Origin of the sequence: Psychrobacter sp. BI730, from assembly GCF_013414195.1 — a bacterium.
Taxonomy (GTDB): Bacteria; Pseudomonadota; Gammaproteobacteria; order Pseudomonadales; family Moraxellaceae; genus Psychrobacter.
This window is the reverse complement of the sequence record NZ_JAATTV010000006.1, coordinates 156,786-177,879: the sequence shown is the minus strand read 5'-3', so window position 1 is coordinate 177,879 and position 21,094 is coordinate 156,786. Positions and strand designations below refer to the sequence as shown.

Sequence of the window (21,094 nt, the reverse complement as noted above, 5' to 3'; positions counted from 1 at the left end):
GTTAAATATAAGTCATAAATAATTAAAGTAGTGATAAGTCTGACAAATACTTGCTAAAATAGCGATATGCGGCGGTGCTATACAAGCTGCCACAAACGTATTGCTATATCATTCAATACTTGATGTCGGATAGAATCGCTATCGCTACTTAAAAATCAGCATGGCTATATTATAAATTTTGGTAAATAGTGTAGCTGATTTGGTTTTTTTTGACTATGATTAGTCGTCATTATATGTAAAACATCCAAATTTTTGAGAATACATTAGTCATATTTTAGTCGCTCGTTCACTGCTTTATGTCGTTCGGTGATACCGCTACTAAACTCAGTCATGCAATCCAATAAGCTCTGCAATCATAGGTGTGCCCTTGTTATATTCTCCGCTTTACCAAAGCATCCGCTTGATCTTATTTGGTGCCTTAGGTTTATCTAGCCTAACTGTCAGTGCTGCCATTGGTGATGCCAATACGCAAAAAACTGAACCACTCACTACGGACAGTACAGGCAGCTATGCGTCTAATAGTGTGGCGACTGACGCCAATAGTATTAGTCGTACTCAAAGTAATGAGGGCTATCAAGAAGCAGATATTCTAAATGATAGCTATCCAGACGATGCTAATTCTGCTAATACGAACAACGCTACTTTATTAAATGATACTGCGTTAGATAGCAGATTCTCTGAGAACAATGACCTAGATATCACAGATATTAATGAGGCTGCTGACTCTGAAGCTTTTAGCAACGAAGTTTCTAATACTGCTAATTTAAATACAGAAACTAACAACCAAGCAAGCATTGATACACCAGATAGCAGTGCCTTTGTTCCTAAAGCGATAACAACTGACAATGGCAAGCTAGATCTTAATGATAAGAGTATTCAAGCCAGTCTAATGCGCTTAGCAGAGTTTTATGAGCTAACGCCAGATACCGATGCGTCAACATTAAACAATGAGGCTATCAATACTGAAGCGAACAATACTCATAATAATGCGATGCCTGCTGCACAGACGATTCCAAAGGTCGGTAGAGATTTGCGTCTGTTGCCAAATGCCGTGGACAGTGCCCAGCGCTGTGAAGGTCAATGGGTATATCCGCAGAGTAACCCTAATTATCAACGCGCTGTAAACGAAGCTGGTACGGCAAACGGACAACCAGCACCAAATGTGGCTAGCGTTCCGAACAATCAAGCCCCTTTATTTACCGAGTCTGATTACGGTTATTACAATAACGTGAATTACGCTGAGCTCTCAGGCAATGTAAAAATTGACCAAGGCACTCAGCATATCGAAGCAGAAAAAGTCATGATTGACTTGAGCAATGGCGTTGCAGCTGCTCAAGGCAAAGTCATGTTTACAGATAATGCGACTGGACAGCGTACAAGCAACGTCTCTACAAACAATGCAGCTACGAATAACGGCCAAGCCAGCTTTAATGATAGAGCGGCACAAGGCGGCCTAATTGGCGTTGCAGACAGCTTGAATTACAATACTGAGACTGGTCAATCAACGGCCAATGATGTGGCGTTTGCCAGTGTCGGTCTACAAGCGCACGGCTATGCCAAACGCTTAAACAAACCTAACGAGAGTGAATACGAGCTGGATCAGGTTATGTTTAGTACCTGTCCACCTACCAATCGTAAATGGCAGTTTGAAGCCAAAAGTATCGATCTAAATACCGATACAGGACGCGGCGAAGCGTATAACACTACTTTCCGTGTGGCTGATATACCCGTATTTTATCTTCCCTACTTTAACTTCCCGATAGACAGTCGCCGTAGTAGTGGATTTTTATTACCAAGTGCCAGTGTCAGTAGTGAAAGCGGTCTTGAAGTTGATATTCCTTATTATTTCAACTTAGCACCTAACTATGATGCCACTCTTAACACGCATATTTATACTGACCGTAACCCGATGCTATCAGGTGAGTTCCGTTATCTGACTGAGAATTATGGGGAAGGTATTTTAAACGGTTCATACTTACCAAACGATAAAGAGTATGACGACGAAGATCGTACCAGCTTGTTTTATGACCACACTTGGTCGTCGAAAAGCGTTCCACGATTAAGCGCTGACGCTGAATACAACTATGTATCAGATGCCGATTACCTTAATGATTTTGATACGTTGGGCTTGTCAGACAGCACCATAAACTTGCCACGTCGTGCCCGCGTCAATTATTACAATGATTATGTCGATGGTGAACTAAAGGTCGAAACCTTCCAGACTTTAGATGCTTTCACTGATAGCGGTGAAGCGTTAGAAGACAAAGACAAGCCGTATTCACGCTTGCCACAGCTCAAATTAAATTATCGCCTGCCTTGGGCTGAGCGCTTCGATATCACTGGTATTCATGATTCTGCATACTTCAAAAAATCTATCGATGATGGTTCTGAAAACGAAAAAAGTGGCGCACGTATTTATAATAAACTGAGTGCTGCCTATCCGATGGAAACCTCTTGGGGTTATATCAAACCTAAGCTGAGCTTGCAGCATCTATATACGTCATATGATGAAGATAGCTTAGAAGATAATCAGCTTAGTGAAGAAGATGGCAGTCAATCTGTATTTGTTCCGCAAGCTAGTATCGATGCAGGTCTACACTTCTATCAAGCGGGCTCACCATTTGGTGCGTTTGACGATACGATGGGCGGCTATCGTTTACTTAGTCCACGCGTAAAATATACGTATTCACCGTATAAGAACCAAAACGACATTCCTAACTTTAATACGCGTATTGCCTCTATTAACTATGAGCAGCTGTTTTCGGACAGTTGGTTCTTAGGTCATGATCGTTTGCAGGATTTGCATTCTATTACGCCTGGTGTCAATTATCGTTACATCGATGCAACGGGTGTGACACGTTTTGATGGTAGCATTGCAGAACAGTTCTATCTAGATGATGGACGTGTAACACTTGATGACGATCAGCCTGTTTTTACCTCGTCTTCTTCAGGTATGGTATGGGATACCAGCACTCAGCCTTATAATAATTTTTGGGTTGATGTTAGCGGTGCCCTAACCAGTAATTATGATTTGAACTACATTACGACTGAACTACGTTATCAACCATCAAATAATAGTTTATTTAATGTGGGCTATGTCAAACGTCAGCGTGATGACAATACCGAGCAGTTGCCACTATCCGCGTTTACAGCTTCCGCTGTTTTCCCTATCAATAACAGCTGGCGAATATTGGCTCAAGGTCAATATGACCTGAACAGCGACAGAATGCTTGATTCACTCATTGGCGTTGATTATGAAGACTGCTGTTTCGGCTTTGCTGTTTATGGTCGCCGCTATTACAATGACCTAAACGTAAAAGACGAGCCAACACAAGCTATTATGGCAGAAGTTAGATTAAATGGTCTTGGCAGCGGTAGTAGCCGCTTGACACGATTGCTTGCTGATAAGATTTTGGGCTTTGAACCTGTACAGACGGCATGGAAAGACTAACCAGTTTTTTGCTAGATTAGAGTTATTTACGTAAATATTTATAAGACACTATTTGAACCCCTATTATGGGAAACGCTGTCGAATATTTTATTATTAAGAGTATTGGATAGAGTTGACCGACTACCATCCGATGCAATGACATTGATGAGGAGCATCATGAGATTTTTTTCTTTACGTCAGACTAGCAGAGCAGTATTGCTATCTATGGCAGGCCTTACGCTTGCGTTAAGTGCCAACGCTGCTACTGTCAAACCTGCAGCGGCTCAAGCTTCTACTTCTGCTGCGCAAAGCTCAGTTGATCGCTTGACGCCAGCCAATAGCACAGACGGTATTATTGCCCTAGTCAATGAAAATGCTATCTTAAAAAGCGAACTGGTTGATGCTATCGAGCAAACTCAAGCACGTGCCAAAACTGCTGGTGAGCCTATCGCAAACTCAGCACAACTACAGTCTGAAGTGTTAAACGCGCTTATTTTGCGTGAACTACAACTGTCTATGGTCAAACGTGCGGGACTGTCTGCTGATGAAGCAGAGATCAATCAACGTCTTGGTCAAATCGCTCAAGCTGAAGGCCTTAATAGCATCGCAGCATTGCAGCAACGTCTAGATGCCGCACAACCTGGTAGTTATGCCAATCTACGTGCCAAACTGATCGAAGAGGCTTCTATCCAAGCGCTTCAGCAGCGTCAAATTACTCGCCGAGTACGTATTAGCGAGCAAGACATTGATGCATTTTTGGCCTCCCCTGAAGCCAAACGTCTGAATCAAAGCGAATATCAAACCATTCACGTACGTGTGCCTTATATAGATGACTATAGTCGCCTATCGGCCGCTCAACGTGAAGAAGCATTAAAAGTCGCGCAAGCATTACGTACGCGTTTGCTTGAGCCAAATGTCAACGTCGCTGAAGCCGTTGCTGCTAGCCAAGGTAGCTATCCGATTCCATTGCAAGGTGGAGATATGGGCTTTCACAAGGCAGCCTCGTTACCGACAGAGCTGTCTAGCAAAATTACCAAGCTAGACGTTGGTACTGTAAGCGAGCCACTATTGACTCCTGAAGGGATTGATATCATCAAGCTTGCTGATAAAAAAGCCAGCAATACGATGCTGATACCACAATGGCATACTCGCCATATTCTAGTCAAAGTCGATGACCTACAGACTGACGCGCTTGCTGAACAAAAAATCAATGATCTATACGAGCAGCTTCGTGGCGGCGCTGACTTTGCTAGCTTAGCCTCAACGTATTCAGACGACCCAGGTTCTGCGGGACGTGGCGGTGATCTTGATTGGGTTAGCGAAGAAGATATGGTTGGTCCATTTGAAGCCACAATGAAGAATACGGCGGTTGGCGATTACTCTGCGCCATTCAAGACACAGTTTGGTTGGCATATCCTAAAAGTCGACGGTAAGCGCGATCAAGATATTAGCGAGCAATATCGTCGCAATATGGCGCGTCAAGCATTGTATCAACGCCTAGCACCACAAGCTCAAGAAGACTGGTTACAAGAGCTACGTGCTGGCGCTTATATTCAGATACTTGGCTGATATGTTGCAATAAGCTAATAGTATTAAGTTAGCTAGAATATTGAATCGATTTAAATAAAGAAGGGTATATGCAATGGCATATACCCTTCTTTATTTTGCGCAGTCAAATATTTAACAGAAAGCTTTGATGAGAAAATCTCAAAGTTAAATAGTTTACATCTTGATAAACCAAAATCCACACAAAGAAAAACCCCGAACCTAGGGCGATTGGTTCAGGGTTTCAATACTTCGTGTTATTGTTATTATCTCTCTTCCGTGCTGACTCATCCTAAGTCATTTAACAGTATTATATAAGACAGCGGGCTGACCTGTGCTTTTATTGATACTGTCTCAACACTACATCCATGCGTATCCTTGTGTTGATGGATGTATTATAGGCCAATGAATTTGGTGCCGATAGAAGCTAAAGACTCTATTTTGCGTAAGCATATGCTTACATTATCTCTATACATTACAGCTAATAAACGGCCTCTTTTATCAACCAAAACTGCGCTGTTCTTGTCTGTGCTCTTCTGACACTTTTTCGCCTTCTTTCTTGCCTTCTTCGATTTTGTTATCAGTCTCTTGGATATCTTCTGCTTGTGCAGTAGGCGCATTGCCTTCTTGCTTGCTTGCCTCTTCTGGCTCATATTGCAAGGTAGTCATCACAGGGAAATGATCAGATCCTACGGATGGCATACGCTGAATATCAACTACCGTAAAGCAGGCACTATGAAAGATATGGTCTAGAGCCCAACGCAGAAATGGATATTTAACATGGAAGGTATTAATGAAATGTCGACCAATACGAGGATCTAGCAGGCCAGAGATACGTTGGAAACGTCGAGTAGTTTTTGACCATGCGACATCATTGAGGTCACCTGCCAGTATCGCCGTTTGGTCGTTTTCTTTTATATGTTTACCTACCATGAGTAGCTCAGCATCACGTGTGGTGGACTTATCAGCTTCAGTTGGGCTAGGCGGCATGGGATGCAAGCAATATAACCAAATGACGCGGCCTCCTTGCAAACGCAATTGTGTATGGATAGACGGTATATCATCTATCATCAAATACTTAACTTCAGGATCAATCAGCTCAAGCTTAGAATACAAGTGCATACCATATAAATTATCTAGTGGCACTTTCACGGTATAGGGATAGTCAGACTCGACTTGCTGTAAGGCTTGCTCCCATTTCTTATCACTCTCTAACGTAATTAAGATATCAGGCTGCTTTTGCTTAACTAAATCGACCAGCTTTTGCGTTTCGTCATTGGGCGTCAATACGTTTGATACCATGATTTTTATTTGATGCGCTTGCCCTTCTGGCTTATCTTTTGCCTTTTGAACTTCTTTTTTCCATAGCTTAGTATATGGCAGTACCATTCTCAGCTGAAATGCTAACGTACCGCTCAATACAACAAACAATATCCACTGCCCTAATTCCCATTCTGAGGAAAACACTAACATGCCAAACCAAGCAATAATACCAAGCACCATTATTTGAATACGTGGAAACTCAACACCGCGCACCCACCAGTTATCCAGTGGCAACCAGCCCCAGATTGTGACAAAGGCGATGAATCCTGCTAGACCTTGTAAGGCGTAATATAATAGTGAGAGATCCATAAGTAGGTACTAACCGTTGATTAAAGTGTTGATAGAGCTGATGATGTATATTGGTTAAGCTTTTGTTTGATAAGAAATATCGTGTTTGTAACCCGCCTGACATCAAATAACTAACGTCGAGTAATTGTGTTTGAGACTTACTTTAGCATTTCAGAAGATTCTCGCCTACTGGTGAGTCTCAATTATGCGACAACTATCATAAAACGTTACAATATTGGCTCACTCAATGTAATGAGTGCTTTATTAGACATTATATTTTTGAGGTCGTTAGATAGCTAAGTATCTCTTCAATAGTAATAACTTAAAGTTATAGTCGACATAGTTAATAGTGTATGGAAAACGACCAAATAATAGCCAAAACGCCTTGCTTTTTCGCGCCATTCACGGCATTGTTATCGGTTGGCGATGCAACAAATAATTGTAAATAGGATTGAACTTCATGAGTGATTTAACAGTAGGTTTGGTAGGCTGGCGCGGTATGGTAGGGTCAGTATTGATACAACGTATGCAGGAAGAAAATGACTTCAACGGTATCACACCCGTGTTTTTTTCTACCAGTAATGCTGGTGGTGATGCACCAAAATTCGATGGTATTGAAACCGGCCAACTAAAAGACGCTCATGATATTGAAGCACTTGCTGCTTGTGATGTCGTTATTACTTGCCAAGGTGGTGACTATACGTCAAAAGTCCATCAACCATTGCGTGATAGTGGTTGGAACGGCTACTGGGTTGATGCGGCAAGTACCTTACGTATGAAAGATGACAGCATTATCATTCTTGATCCAGTCAACCGTAACGTTATTGATAGTGCCTTAGCCAACGGCAAAAAAGACTTCATCGGTGGTAACTGTACCGTATCATTGATGCTGATGGCTATCGGTGAGCTGTTTAACAAAGGCTGGATCGAATGGGTCAGCGCCATGACTTACCAAGCCGCTAGTGGCTCTGGCGCAAACAACATGCGCGAGCTCATCAATGGCATGGGTGTGTTACGTGATGCCGTCCAAGACGAATTGGCTGACCCTGCTAGTGCTATTCTTGAGATTGATAAAAAAATCGCTCAGACTCAGCGTTCAGCAGACTTCCCTACACAATACTTCGGTGTACCACTGGCAGGTAGCTTGATTCCTTATATCGACGCACAGCTAGAAAACAAACAGTCAAAAGAGGAATGGAAAGGCGGCGTCGAGACCAATAAGATCTTAGGTAATGATGAAGCCAGTACGATTCCTATCGATGGCATGTGTGTACGCGTCGGTGCCATGCGTTGTCATGCGCAAGGTTTAACGATCAAACTAAAAAAAGACATTCCGCTAGAAGAAATCGAAGCTGCACTTAAAAACAGTGGCAACGAGTGGTTGGACTTGGTCGAAGATGACAAAGAAGCTACTATGAATCGCCTAACTCCAGTGGCAGTGACTGGCACCTTAACTGTTGCCCTAGGTCGCTTACGTAAGCTTAATATGGGCCCTGAGTATCTAGGTGCTTTTACCGTTGGTGATCAGTTGTTATGGGGCGCAGCAGAACCATTACGTCGTATGCTTAATATCATCCGTGAGCAAAACGTCTAACTCAGATACTTTAGATGAAGCACAAAAAAGACAGCGATTGCTGTCTTTTTTTATGGATCGATTACTATTTAGATTGATACGCAATCATCACCTCATTACGACGTAAGAATGGTAGCGTCCAAGGTGGGTTATAACGTGCCAATTCAGGCTCGCCTATAGGCGTCAAACTCTGGTCTTGCATCCATGTTTGCAGCGCTTCCGTTTTATTCGCGACCTTTTTACTACCTACCAATCCCGAAAACTTAATCACACCGTACGTCTGTGCCGGTACTTCTATAATCTCAACGTTTGGATTGTTCGGCTTAGGCAGTGTTTGCAGCGTATATTTACTAGGCATCGTAAATTGCACGCGCCACTTACCATCGTCTTGTTGCATACTGACTGGTGCTGTCATGGCAATTTTCTGTGACTTATTATCACTTTTTTTGTTATCAGCTTGCATCGTGACAGGTGCCGTCATACTGATTTTACTACTGTCGCCACTTGGTGCGGTGTTATTACCAAAAATATAGTCCGCTAAAACCTTAAATCCTTCACGACTTGCTGAGTCTTGGTCACCACTCACCCACGTTTGCGCTACTAGCTGCTCATCATAACGACGCAGCTCAAAGTCATCTACTTGGGTCAACACCGTATATTTCGGCTCTTCAGTAGCCATAGCCCCTCCTGATATCAATAATAAACCACTCAATAATAAGTAAGCTGTCTTTTTCATGTCATGTCTCCAGCATCTAAAAGCATGGTGTGGCAATGATTATTACCTCACCTGTATAACTTCTACTGTATCAATAGACCTCTAGCACTGTCTGTGTCTTTTGGCGTGCTATCTGTATTTTTTGGTTATGAAAAAGGGATGTCAAATAAAATCCCTAAAGAACATATTAACTATGTATCGATACCACTAAATATCCATGTCCAAAAAAACCGCTAACAATGCTATAATTAGCGCCATTTTCATAGCTTAAATAGCGGTTATCATATGCAATTTGTCTTACATAAAACGGCCAGCGGTGCAACGCGTGCACGCCGTGGTACGGTTCATCTCAATCATGGCGACGTGCAAACGCCTGCTTTTATGCCTGTTGGTACTTATGGTACGGTCAAAGGCATGCTGCCACGTGATATCGAAGCCATCGGTGCTGATATTATTTTGGGCAATACCTTCCATCTCTGGTTACGTCCGGGTACTGAAGTCATTGATAAATTCGGTGGCTTACATAAGTTTATGCATTGGGACAAGCCTATCTTGACCGATTCGGGCGGTTTCCAAGTATTCAGCCTCGGCGCAATGCGTAAAATTACCGAAGAAGGCGTAAATTTTAAATCTCCTATCGATGGCGCAAAGGTATTTCTCTCACCAGAAAAATCTATGCAGATTCAGTACAGCTTGAACTCAGACATCGTCATGCAGTTCGATGAGTGTACACCGTATCCAGCCACTCATGATGAAGCAAAAAAGTCGTTAGAGCTATCATTACGTTGGGGACAGCGCTGTATCGATGAGCACAACAGACTGGGCAGTACCAACGCATTGTTCGGTATCGTGCAAGGCAGTATGTACCCTGATTTGCGTCAGCAATCACTTGAAGGTCTGTTAAAGATCGGCTTTGATGGTTATGCTATTGGCGGTCTATCAGTTGGCGAGCCTAAAGAAGAGATGATAGACGTCCTAGACTACCTGCCTGACGATATGCCAGCAGATAAGCCACGCTATCTTATGGGTGTTGGTAAGCCTGAGGATTTAGTTGAAGGTGTACGCCGCGGCGTGGATATGTTCGACTGTGTGATGCCAACACGTAACGCGCGTAACGGTCATTACTTTGTGACGGGCGATGCAGACAATGCTGGTGTGGTACGTATTCGTAATAGCCAATATCGCAACGATGAAGGCCCATTAGATCCTGAATGCGACTGCTATACTTGCCAAAACTTTAGCCGTGCTTATCTGTACCATCTTAATAAGTGTAAAGAGATGCTAGGTGCTCAGTTAGCCACTATTCATAATTTACGCTATTACCAACGTTTGATGCAGGGTATTAGAGATGCTATCGAGCAAGATAAATTTGATGAGTTTGTCAGCGAGTTTTATGCCAAACGCGGTCAAACAGTTCCTGAGTTGAACTTGCGTTAATCCTGTTTAATATTTACTACTTGTTATCTAAATCTGTTGAAATAAAAAAGGGCTTAAGAATAATCTTAAGCCCTTTTTCTATGATGCTTTTATCATTTAATGATTCGAATAGTGTCCTTTGACTACTATCCCATCAATGACGTCACAAATACTACAATAACAGCGATTGGTGCGATGAATTTCGCAACGATTTGCCACAGCTGCCATGTACCATTAGATAAACCAAGCTCTTGCTGGATGTTGCGTTGATCCATTTTCCAACCAACAAATACAATTGCAGCCAGACCGGTTAGAGGTAATAGGAACTTACTAGTAAGCTTATCTAATGCATCAAAGATACCATTACCCATAATAGTGAAGTCAGACCATAGGTTGAACGATAGCAATGCTGCAATACCTAGCAACCAGATTACTGTACTTGCCACGATAGTCGATACAGTACGACTCATCGATGTACGCTCTTCTAACAACTCAACGGTTGGCTCAAGTAACGAGATAGATGAGGTAATAGCGGCAAAGGTAATAAGTAAGAAGAACAATGCGCCAATGATAGTACCCGCACCCATACTACCGAAAGCAATTGGCAAGCTTACAAAGATAAGACCAGGACCAGATGCAGGATCTAGACCGTTGCTAAAGATGATTGGGAAGATGGCAAGACCAGCAGCCAACGCAATAACCGTATCCAAAATAACAACGGTACGTGCTGTCTTTAGCAAGTTGACTTCACGGCCCAAATACGAACCATAAGCGACCATAATACCCATACCAATTGATAGGGTGAAGAATGCATGACCTAATGCTGCAAGCATAACATCAGCCGTTAGTTTGCTAAGATCTGGCGTAAATAGGTAAGCAACTGCTTCACCAAATCCACCGTTCATCACGTTATAACCAACGATAACAAACAGAATCACACCCAATAATGGCATCAAAATCTTAGCTGTTTTTTCGATACCACTTGTCACACCAATACCAACGATGACAGCGGTTAAAATCATAAATACCGTATGCCAGATCGTCAATGTACCAGCTGATGCAAGCATAGCATCAAAGGTTGCAGCAACAGAATCACTGTCTTGACCAGCAAAGCTACCTGTTGCAACTTTAGTGATATAATTAAGCGCCCAACCACCGATCACACTATAGAACGATAGAATTAAGAAGCCACCTAAGATACCAGTAGCCCCAACGATGCCCCAGCTACGTGACTTACCTTCAGTCGCTGCTACGTCTGAAAAAGTATTGACTGGGTTTTTTTGACCACGTCGACCAATTAACCATTCAGCAACTAATATTGGAAAACCGACCAGCGCGATACAGAACAAATAAGCAATAACGAAAGCTGAACCACCGCTTTCGCCAACCATGTATGGAAATTTCCATATGTTTCCTAAACCAACTGCTGAGCCTACTGCTGCCAATACGAAGCCAAAGCTTGAGCTCCATTGGGCATGTTCTTGTTTATTGATAGCCATTTTTTCCGTCCTCGTGCTTCAATTAACGTTACTGATAATCTTCCTTGATCAACATAAATAGTCGGCCTTACCGTTGAACTATTTAGTAAACGCTTCGATGTGAAACGCCCAGCAACATTAAGAAAGAATTGATTACAATATCGTAAACGCTCAGTTTCTGCTAAGCGACCAAAAAAGTCAAGTGCTCATAAATATAAAAAGCCATAACAAATAGTTATGGCTTTTATCTAATTCGCCTTCATTCCATAAGAATTTAGCTGATTAAAAGTATCAAACTCATCATTAATCGAGTTATGCTTTCTTTAGCGTACAACACCGCGGCTGCTATTTTGTAATGAATCAATAAGTAGCTGAATTTTTGGCTCTTTAGCTAATAGCTCATTATGTAAGACTTCCAACGCTTGTACCGTGGTCAAACCTGATCTGAAAATCGTACGGTACGCTTGACGCAATACATTAATGGTTTCTTTTGACCAACCTTTACGGCGCATGCCTTCGATATTGAGTCCATGAGCCTTTGCTGGATTGCCAGATACCATCGTAAATGCAGCCACATCTTTTAGAATGAGGCTGGCTCCGCCAATCAAGCTATAGTCATCTACTGTACAAAACTGATGTATGCCTGAGTTACCACCGATGATGGTATGGTCGCCAATAGTCACATGCCCCGCTACACCGACATTGTTAGCCAGTACGTTATGATCGCCAATGACACAATCATGTGCGACATGGGTGTTTACCATCAGTAGATTATGACTGCCGATTTTAGTCAGCTCGCCGTCTTGCGCTGTACCACGGTGTAGGCTACAGGCTTCACGAATCGTATTGTGATCGCCGATTTCAAGCCAAGTGCGCTCACCTGCATATTTCAAGTCTTGAGGATCTTCACCAATACTCGCAAATTGATAAAACTCATTGTGTTGGCCAATACGAGTCAGTTTAGTCACAACGACATGTCTATGCAAAACCGTATGCGCACCAATTGATACTTCATCACCAACGATACAATAGGGCCCGATGATAGCAGTCTCGTCAATCTGCGCGGACGGTGAGATGAGTGCTGTAGGATGAATCTGACTCATAAGATGGGCCCTTGTATCATTTGATGCGAGTAAATAATAAAAAAGTATCACTATTTCAGTGTTACTAACGAAGCTAATACCAGTTATGTTGTTGAGTTTACATATAGCTGTTTATTGCAGTGATAGTGAGCGATTTCAATATCGCTCTTTGTACAGTATGGCTTATTGAAAACTTAAGCACCCTTCGTGTTAGCAGGTTTTTGCTGCTCTTGACGTGCAATCATGATTTGAGCACTAGCAGCCAGTTCATCTTCGACATGAACAGTACAATCAAATTTATAGATACCGTGTCTTTGCATCACGGTCTTTGCGCGAATGATAAGCTGATCACCAGGAATCACACGGCGTTTAAAACGGACTTTATCTACACCTGCAAACAGATAGAGGTAACCGTCTTCTGCCGTTAGCCCTGCACTGATAAAACCAAGCACACCTGACACCTGTGCCATTGACTCCACCATCAATACCCCTGGCATAATCGGCTCATCAGGAAAGTGACCGTTAAAGAACTCTTCATTAATAGTCACGTTCTTGATACCAGTAATACACTCGCCTGGCGTACAAGCTACAATACGATCTACCAGCATAAAAGGATAACGATGCGGTAAATAATGCTTAATCGTATGATACGTCAATGGTAGCGTAAGACCTTGCTCAGCCAAGCTTTTAACGTCTTCATCAGTTGGGATATCTATATTGCTATTGCTCATAATGACGCTTCCTTGCTGTGTTTTGAATATCTATTATTTGTTTGTGTTTGCATTAGTTATTGCCTAGCTGACGAAAACGTACAGCAGCACGTCGCCAATTAGCAGTTGGCATTGCAGCAGTACCAGATGAATATGAGCCAGCGGTTTTAATGGATTTGGTTACCATGGTCATGCCAGATAAAACAACATCGTCTGTAATCTCGATATGCCCTGTGATACCGACAGCGCCGCCTATTATACAGCGCTTACCTATCGTAGTACTACCCGCAATACCGGTTTGAGCAGCAATAGCAGTGCCGTCACCGATACGGACGTTATGGGCAACTTGTACCAAATTATCAATAATCACGTGATTACCAATAACGGTATCATCGATAGCGCCACGATCGATACATGTCTGGCTACCAACTCGTACATAATCACCAATAATGACACGGCCTAACTGGGCAATGCGCTCCCAACCTGTGTTACTAGGATCTTTAGTAGGCGCAAAACCGAACCCTTCAGATCCGATGCTTACTCCTGCATGCAATCTAACGTGATTGCCAATGACACACTCAGGCCCAACAACGACTTGCGACTTAATGACACAATCGGTACCGATACTGGTATTGGCCTCAACCACGACATGAGCATCAAGTGAGCTACGCGCCCCTATTTGTACATTGTCACCAATCACACAAAAAGGACCGATATTGACTTGCTCGCCAATAACAGCACTGTCTGCAATCACAGCACTAGGATGAATTCCGTTAGATAAAGAATGACGTGCAAACAGCTGACTGGCACTGGCATAAGCCAGATATGGATTTGAGACGACTAGCGCTATCGCTGAGGTAGGCACTTGATCACGATATGCTTCCGTTACCAACACTGCCCCTGCGGCACTGCTCGCCAAGCTAGAAATATAGTGAGGATCTGCCAAAAAGCTTAACTGCTGCTGACTGGCTGTCGTCAAACTACCGACGCTACTGAATGGTTGACACAATTGCTCAGTATCAATCTCAGCCTTATTAATAATAGGCTGACGCTGCTCAATTCGAGTAATGAGTTGCTCAATCGTTATCATAATGACTATTAATAAAATATGGTTATAAATGAAACGGTCGCCAAAATAACAATGCGTTTTGACGACCTACTAAGCTCTAATGATATTTCCGTCTATTTGAGAAAATCTTTACAATTACTCAAATAGATGAGAATGGTGTCATTAATTTAGAATGTATTACCAATCTGGAACTGGACTTTTTCAGTCTCATCGCCCTCTTTGTCACCAAATGGTACCGCGTAGCTAAGTGAGATTGGACCAATTGGCGTATACCAAGTGATACCAGCACCAGCACTGTAGCGGAAGTCATTATCTTGGGTCAGTAATGGAACATCTGAATCATTAAAAGTGCGATCTTCTTTATCAGAGGTGTCAAATACCTGACCACCTTCAGCAAACAATACTGGGCGTACTTGATCTGCCCAATCGCCTTTAAACGGCATTGGTAAAATTAGTTCAGCACCAAACGTTGCTAGTGCATTACCACCAACCTCTTCTGCGGTAAAGGTTTGGTTGTCTGGATCATTGACCGCATCATAATAGACTTGTGATTTAGGTCCCAGAGTAGATGATTCATAGCCACGTACTGAGCCATAACCACCAGCATAGAAGTTTTCATAGAACGGTAAATCATTACCATAACCAAGCTTAGTATAACCACGCGCGATCACGTCTTTATAAATAGGGTAATATATATTGCCGCTATAAGTTAGCTTTTGGTAATTGGCATCACCAAGACCGATGGTTGCATCAATTGCATGGCTCATACCTTTGGTAGGGAATACGGGACGGTCTAAAGTGCTGTAGTCCCAACCAAACAATAGATTGTAAGTCTGATAATCATTCTTGAAGGTAGCAACACCATCAGTCTCAACTTCCGGCGTTTTTGTACCGCCTTCGTCTAGAATTTCCTGAACATTAGATATACCTAGGTAACGACCACCACGAACCTTTGTGTTGTCTACATTTAGACCAGCACTCAGGCGTTTGGTTTCGTCAATAGGATAACTATAGTTCAGCGTCGCACCATATGAATCTGTCACATAGTTACTAACGTTGTCGTCATCATATTTGGTTTTGCGATAATAACCGCTGATACCTTGAGAAACACCGTTTTCTGTAAAGTACGGATCGGTATAACCTAGGCTATAAGAGTCACGTGTCTCTGAACGAGAAAGCGCAGCCTTTACGCGGTTACCGGTACCCATGAAGTTGTTTTGGGTCAAATCCAATTGGAAAGTCACACCACCACTTTGTGAGTAACCGGCTGCAATCGTTGAGCTACCAGAAGGCTGCTCTTCAACCACATAGTTTACATCGACTTGATCTGGCTGGTTAGGTACTGGCTTAACATCTACAGTGACATTTTTAAAGAAGCCAGTACGCATCAAACGCGTGCGTGACAGCTGAATTTTGTCATTGGACGACAGCGTACCTTCTAACTGACGCATTTCACGACGTAATACTTCGTCTTGCGTTTTGATATTACCCGTAAAGTTGATACGGCGAACGTAGATAGGACGTGCAGGGTCGATATAGTAATCGACATCGACCATTTTCGTATCGTCATTGATACGTGGTACTGGTCTGATTTGAGCTAGATAATAGCCTTCGTTACCATAGCGTCTTTTAAGAGAAGCAGTGGTTTCGTCTAGTTTTGCTTGCGAGTATTTTTCATTAGATGCAAAGCTAACCAGCTCTTTTAGCTCACTATTCTCAAAGGTAGGTTTACCTAAAAAGTTCACTTCGCCAAACTGGTATTGTTCGCCTTCGCTTAGGCTGACTTCGATAAACACACTACTTTTGTCTTCACTGATGTTCAATACGGCATTATCAACTGAAAAACGCACATAACCATCGTTCTGATATAGCGCCTTTAAACTCTCTAGACTGGCGGCCAGTTTCTCTTGAGCGTATCGATCAGATTTAGATAATAGACGTGTCCATGAAGATTCTTTTACCGCGAAAACGTCTTTAATCTCTTCATCACTAAAGTGTTTGTTACCAATAATATTGATATCGACAACTTTTGCAGGTTTGCCTTCTACAAAGCGCACGTCAAGTTTCACGCGGTTACCATCAAGTACCGTTTGATCTACTTCGATATTACTATTGTAGTAACCTTGACTAATATATTGCTGTTGTAGCTCATTGGCCACGCCTTGCAAAGTAGACTGCTTGAGTACGTCACCAGCAGACAGTCCCGCATTCTTCAGTCCCTGCTCAAGTCCTTCTTTTGGAATAAGCTTGTTACCTTCAAAGGTTACTTCAGCGATCGTTGGACGCTCAATGACGTCAAATCTTAGCTTGCCACCTTCGACACGGCTTTGAATATCAGCAAAGTTTTCAGTTGCATATAGCGCCTTAATACTGGCAGCTAAGCTGCTATCATTCACCGTATCGCCTACCGTAACAGGTAAGACCGGATAGAGGCTATCAGGGGTTAGGCGTTGTAAGCCATTAAAACCGATGTCAGTTACTACAAATTCTGCAGCCTGTACTGGCATACTCATCATCGCTACAACTAACGGCAACCCAGCCGCGCTCATAATTAAAGGCGTACGCATAAACACTATCCGTCAATAAAAAAATTGCTTAAGTTAAGTTAAAAGGCACGTATTGTCTAACCCATTCACGCAAGGTTATAAACCCATGCAAGGGTAACTCAGAACACTTTATATAAATTGCATCACAAAATAAACTAAAAATTACGATTAGTACAGAGGCTAAGACACAGAGTAGCATGCCTATCATAACAATAATCAGCCTATAATAGGCGTAAAACCATTAGTATATCGTGCTTTATCAGCCATATTGCTTATCAGCCGATCAAAATAGCCGGCTGATGTCATTACCAATTGCTAACACCATGAAACCTGCCAGCAAGAGTAAACCGATATTTAGACCGACCATTTGCACACCTTCAGACAGTGGCTTACCACGAATCAACTCAATAAAGTGATAGACAATATGACCACCATCTAATACTGGAATCGGCAAAAGGTTTAAGACGGCAAGACTCAAGCTAATTAGCGCCGCTGTCGACAATACCATCTGCCAACTGATATCAAAGCTTTGTTTGGCGACTTTGGCAATGGTAATTGGCCCTGATAGATTGTCTAAACCAATCATACCTGACAGCATTTTTCCCATTGAGCTTACGGTCATTACTGCGAGCTGCTCAGTCTTTTCAAACGACTTAACTAACGACTCACTAGGACCATAGACCACGGTAGTCTTGTAATCATCAGGGATAACAATCTCAGTCTGATCCACCATTGCACCAATCTGTCCGTAATCATTACCCAAGTTGTCTTTTTTACCTTGAGGCATAATCTGCAACTGTACAGACTTATCATCACGCAACACCGTAAAGTTCAATAGCGTTTCAGGATTGTCACGGATGATACGTGTGGCAGTAATCCAATCTTCGATTGACTCATTATTAATAGCAGTAATGCGGTCGCCAACCTTTAGACCTTGGCGGCTAGCGGCACCATCGGGAGCCAAACCGCCTACAATCGGCGCAATCTGCGGTTGCCATGGCAACATGCCAAAGCTGGTCAATGCGTCTTTACCTTGAGCCTCGCCTTGCATAAACTGCGTGACTGGTGCTTGATAGGTTTTAGTCGACTGATCGGTTTGGGCGTCTGACTGCAAGGTAATGCTGACATTATCCGTCTCACCCATACGTCCTGCAAGGCGATAGTTAATACCTTCCCATGTCTGCACATCATGTCCATCAATCGCCACAATCTTATCACCGACTGGCAGCTGTGCCATCGCAGCAGGCGTATCTGGTAGTACTTGTCCAATCTTAGTCGCCAACTGCTCAGATGGGGTCATAAATAGTACCCAAAATAGCGCGATAGCGATGACAAAATTCATGATAGGGCCAGCTGCAACGATAGCAATTTTCTTTAGCGGATGCTGCCGATTAAATGCAAGATGCTGCTCATCTTTTGCGACATTACCTTCACGCTCATCCAGCATTTTTACGTAACCGCCGAGTGGCAATGCTGAGATGCGATAGTCGATGCCGCTTTTTTTACTGGTCCAACCAAAAACTTTAGGGCCAAAACCGATAGAGTACGTTAGCACTTTGACACCGCAAAGCCGCGCCACAATATAATGTCCCCATTCGTGTAAGGCAATAAGCGGGCCTAAGACAAATATAGCGGCAAGAAGTGTTAGTAAAAACGTCATGATTTTTTCTCAGTATTGTCTCTCAGCATTTTCATCAACATCTTCGCTAATATCGTTTATCAATGTCACGTATCAGCTAAGAGACGCTTGCTACGATTATGTCAGCTTTGCTACCAACTTATCAGTCAGATGGCGTGCAATCTTATCGATTGCCAATATGTCTTCTATGTCAGCAGTTTCGTTCAATGGAGGCAGCTGTATGTCATTTAAGGCTTGTTCGTTAATATTAGCAATATCCGTCAAACGAATTTTCCCATCGAGGAACGCCGCCACTGCAATTTCGTTTGCCGCATTGAGCACAATAGTGGCTTGCGTTCCAGCTTGCATGGCTTGGCGGGCCAAACGCAAACAGGCAAATTTTTGTAGATCTGGCTCAATAAACTCCAAACCACTAAGTGCAAATAAGTCTAACGGCTGTGAGCCACTATCCATCCGATCAGGGTAGCTAAGCGCGTGCGCAATGGGCGTTTTCATGTCTGGACTACCCAACTGCGCCAAAAAGCTGCCATCGCTATATTCTACCATTGAGTGAATGATACTTTGTGGATGAATAACCACATTTATCTTATCTTCAGGCAAATCGAATAAGTGACAGGCTTCTATCAGCTCAAGCCCCTTATTCATCATCGTGGCCGAATCGACAGATATCTTTTGACCCATTGACCAATTCGGGTGTTTGACCGCTTCTGCGACGCTTGCCTGCTGCATTTGCTCGAACGACTGCTGCAAAAATGGCCCACCAGAGGCTGTTAACCATAGTTTACGGACACCATGATTTGACTGATGAATTTGAGTATTGTCTTGCTGAATAGCGAGTGGCAAGCATTGAAAAATGGCATTGTGTTCAGAGTCCAGCGGCAGCAAAGTAGCTTTGTGCTTTTTGACTGCATCGATCATGACCTTACCTGCCATGACTAAGGCTTCTTTGTTGGCCAATAGGATACGTTTGCCTGCACGTGCTGCTGCCAATGTAGACGGCAACCCTGCCGCCCCTACAATCGCCGCTACAACCGTATCAGTCTGTGAGTCAGTGGCAATATCTACCAATCCTGCCTCGCCCCCTACGACATCACTATCAATCCCTGCTGCTTTAAGCCTGTGAGCAAAATCATCTACGGCTGACATCGGCACACTGACGCGTTTCGGCAAAAACTGCTGACAGAGTGCAAATAGCTTATCTAAGCGATGATAGCCTGACAAAGCATAGACTTCATAAGTGTGCGGTTGCGCCGCTAATATTGCTAAAGTGCTATCGCCAATCGAGCCTGTCGCGCCTAGTACGGCGATGCGTTGCGTCATAACCATTAATGCCCATGATACTTAAAAGTAATAAAAATAGAATATCGTCTGTTAACTATAAACCTTACACCACTATCAAACCAAGCTGCTGTATCACCCAAAAACCAAGGGCAAATATCGGTGTTGCAGACAACAGAGAATCGATACGGTCAAGGATACCACCGTGACCTGGCAAGATAGTGCCTGAATCTTTTACATCAGCACGGCGCTTGAGCATCGACTCGAACAAGTCTCCAAGTACAGAGGCAAGAATAGTGATGGCCGATAACGCTACAAATGCGATTAATGGTATACCGGTCAGCTGTAATTTAAAGACGCTAATGGCTACCACAACTAACAGCCCTGTGACGAGGCCACCAGCCAACCCTTCCATGCTCTTGTTGGGTGAGACATTGGGTGCCATTTTTCGGCGACCAAGCTTGCGTCCAACGAAATATGCGCCACTATCTGCACACCATACTAATAAGAACACATACAGCAGCCACCATGCCGACAGTTGCCAGAGATAGAACATCGCCGTGATAGATGCCGTCAAAATAACCGCGCCCATCATTGCCAGCTGGTTGCCGTACCACCTCGTTTGTGTCGGGAAGACCCTGACCCAAGACAGTGCCATCAGCCATATAACGAGTGATGCCACCCACCAAAACAACCAAGTCACTTTGAACATTAGTGATATGAGCGTTATCGCCAACACTAACAAAACAAATACAGCAGGCTGGCGCCACTTAGGCATCAATTTAGCCCACTCATGAGCGGCGATAATGACCCCAATGGCCAACAGTGGTGCAAATAAAATAGGCGTTTGGCTCGCAAACATTGCAATACCAACGATAATAACGAGAACAATTGCCGTTTTAATTCGTTGCCACATACTTATCGAGCCTTATAATAATGAAGAACAGATGGTCAAAAAATGCATTATAGCAGCTAACTAACGATGGCCGAGCGATAGCATTC

General features: G+C 43.2%; 14 protein-coding genes. 4 read left to right on the top strand and 10 right to left on the bottom strand.

Translation table 11 applies throughout. The features are described 5' to 3' along the window. The first annotated feature begins 367 nt into the window (after positions 1-367). Positions 368-3,451, top strand: coding sequence for an LPS assembly protein LptD (gene lptD / locus HCZ91_RS06350; protein WP_179798717.1), 3,084 nt, complete (start codon positions 368-370; stop codon positions 3,449-3,451). A gap of 156 nt (positions 3,452-3,607) precedes the next feature. Further along, positions 3,608-4,999: a peptidylprolyl isomerase gene (locus HCZ91_RS06345; protein WP_179798716.1), complete on the top strand. Its 1,392-nt coding sequence runs from the start codon at positions 3,608-3,610 to the stop codon at positions 4,997-4,999. 477 nt (positions 5,000-5,476) lie between these two features. Here HCZ91_RS06345 and HCZ91_RS06340 read toward each other — a convergent pair whose 3' ends face one another. Continuing rightward, on the bottom strand, positions 5,477-6,607 hold the full coding sequence (locus HCZ91_RS06340) for an endonuclease/exonuclease/phosphatase family protein (RefSeq protein ID WP_179798715.1): 1,131 nt from the start codon (positions 6,605-6,607) through the stop codon (positions 5,477-5,479). A 439-nt stretch (positions 6,608-7,046) separates the two neighbouring features. Between HCZ91_RS06340 and asd the strand changes: the two genes are divergently transcribed. Beyond that, complete coding sequence (gene asd / locus HCZ91_RS06335) at positions 7,047-8,180, top strand: aspartate-semialdehyde dehydrogenase (protein WP_179798714.1); 1,134 nt, start codon at positions 7,047-7,049, stop codon at positions 8,178-8,180. 64 nt (positions 8,181-8,244) lie between these two features. Here the strand turns inward: asd and HCZ91_RS06330 are convergent, their stop codons facing one another. Further along, complete coding sequence (locus tag HCZ91_RS06330) at positions 8,245-8,838, bottom strand: heme-binding protein (RefSeq protein WP_257019989.1); 594 nt, start codon at positions 8,836-8,838, stop codon at positions 8,245-8,247. Between the two features lie 321 nt (positions 8,839-9,159). Between HCZ91_RS06330 and tgt the strand changes: the two genes are divergently transcribed. Next, complete coding sequence (tgt, locus tag HCZ91_RS06325; RefSeq protein WP_179798712.1) at positions 9,160-10,311, top strand: tRNA guanosine(34) transglycosylase Tgt; 1,152 nt, start codon at positions 9,160-9,162, stop codon at positions 10,309-10,311. Between the two features lie 125 nt (positions 10,312-10,436). Here the strand turns inward: tgt and HCZ91_RS06320 are convergent, their stop codons facing one another. The 8 genes from HCZ91_RS06320 to HCZ91_RS06285 all read right to left on the bottom strand — a co-directional run bounded on the left by HCZ91_RS06320 (position 10,437) and on the right by HCZ91_RS06285 (position 21,008). Further along, positions 10,437-11,789: a sodium-dependent transporter gene (locus HCZ91_RS06320; RefSeq protein ID WP_102094408.1), complete on the bottom strand. Its 1,353-nt coding sequence runs from the start codon at positions 11,787-11,789 to the stop codon at positions 10,437-10,439. Positions 11,790-12,091: 302 nt separating this feature from the next. Continuing rightward, positions 12,092-12,871 (bottom strand): acyl-ACP--UDP-N-acetylglucosamine O-acyltransferase, encoded by a 780-nt coding sequence (lpxA, locus tag HCZ91_RS06315; protein WP_101206170.1) that lies wholly within the window; start codon positions 12,869-12,871, stop codon positions 12,092-12,094. A gap of 173 nt (positions 12,872-13,044) precedes the next feature. Beyond that, the gene (gene fabZ / locus HCZ91_RS06310; RefSeq protein ID WP_179798711.1) at positions 13,045-13,581 is read right to left on the bottom strand and encodes a 3-hydroxyacyl-ACP dehydratase FabZ; all 537 of its coding nucleotides are present in this window, start codon (positions 13,579-13,581) and stop codon (positions 13,045-13,047) included. A gap of 52 nt (positions 13,582-13,633) precedes the next feature. Further along, entirely contained in the window at positions 13,634-14,650 is a 1,017-nt protein-coding gene (gene lpxD, locus HCZ91_RS06305; RefSeq protein ID WP_179798710.1) for a UDP-3-O-(3-hydroxymyristoyl)glucosamine N-acyltransferase, read from the bottom strand. A 146-nt stretch (positions 14,651-14,796) separates the two neighbouring features. Next, entirely contained in the window at positions 14,797-17,196 is a 2,400-nt protein-coding gene (gene bamA, locus HCZ91_RS06300) for an outer membrane protein assembly factor BamA (protein WP_101206173.1), read from the bottom strand. A 262-nt stretch (positions 17,197-17,458) separates the two neighbouring features. Further along, complete coding sequence (rseP, locus tag HCZ91_RS06295) at positions 17,459-18,835, bottom strand: RIP metalloprotease RseP (protein WP_057759128.1); 1,377 nt, start codon at positions 18,833-18,835, stop codon at positions 17,459-17,461. 96 nt (positions 18,836-18,931) lie between these two features. Then, positions 18,932-20,140, bottom strand: a complete 1,209-nt coding sequence (gene ispC / locus HCZ91_RS06290; protein WP_179798709.1) for a 1-deoxy-D-xylulose-5-phosphate reductoisomerase — start codon at positions 20,138-20,140, stop codon at positions 18,932-18,934. Between the two features lie 58 nt (positions 20,141-20,198). Continuing rightward, complete coding sequence (locus HCZ91_RS06285) at positions 20,199-21,008, bottom strand: phosphatidate cytidylyltransferase (RefSeq protein ID WP_179798708.1); 810 nt, start codon at positions 21,006-21,008, stop codon at positions 20,199-20,201. Positions 21,009-21,094: the final 86 nt, after the last annotated feature.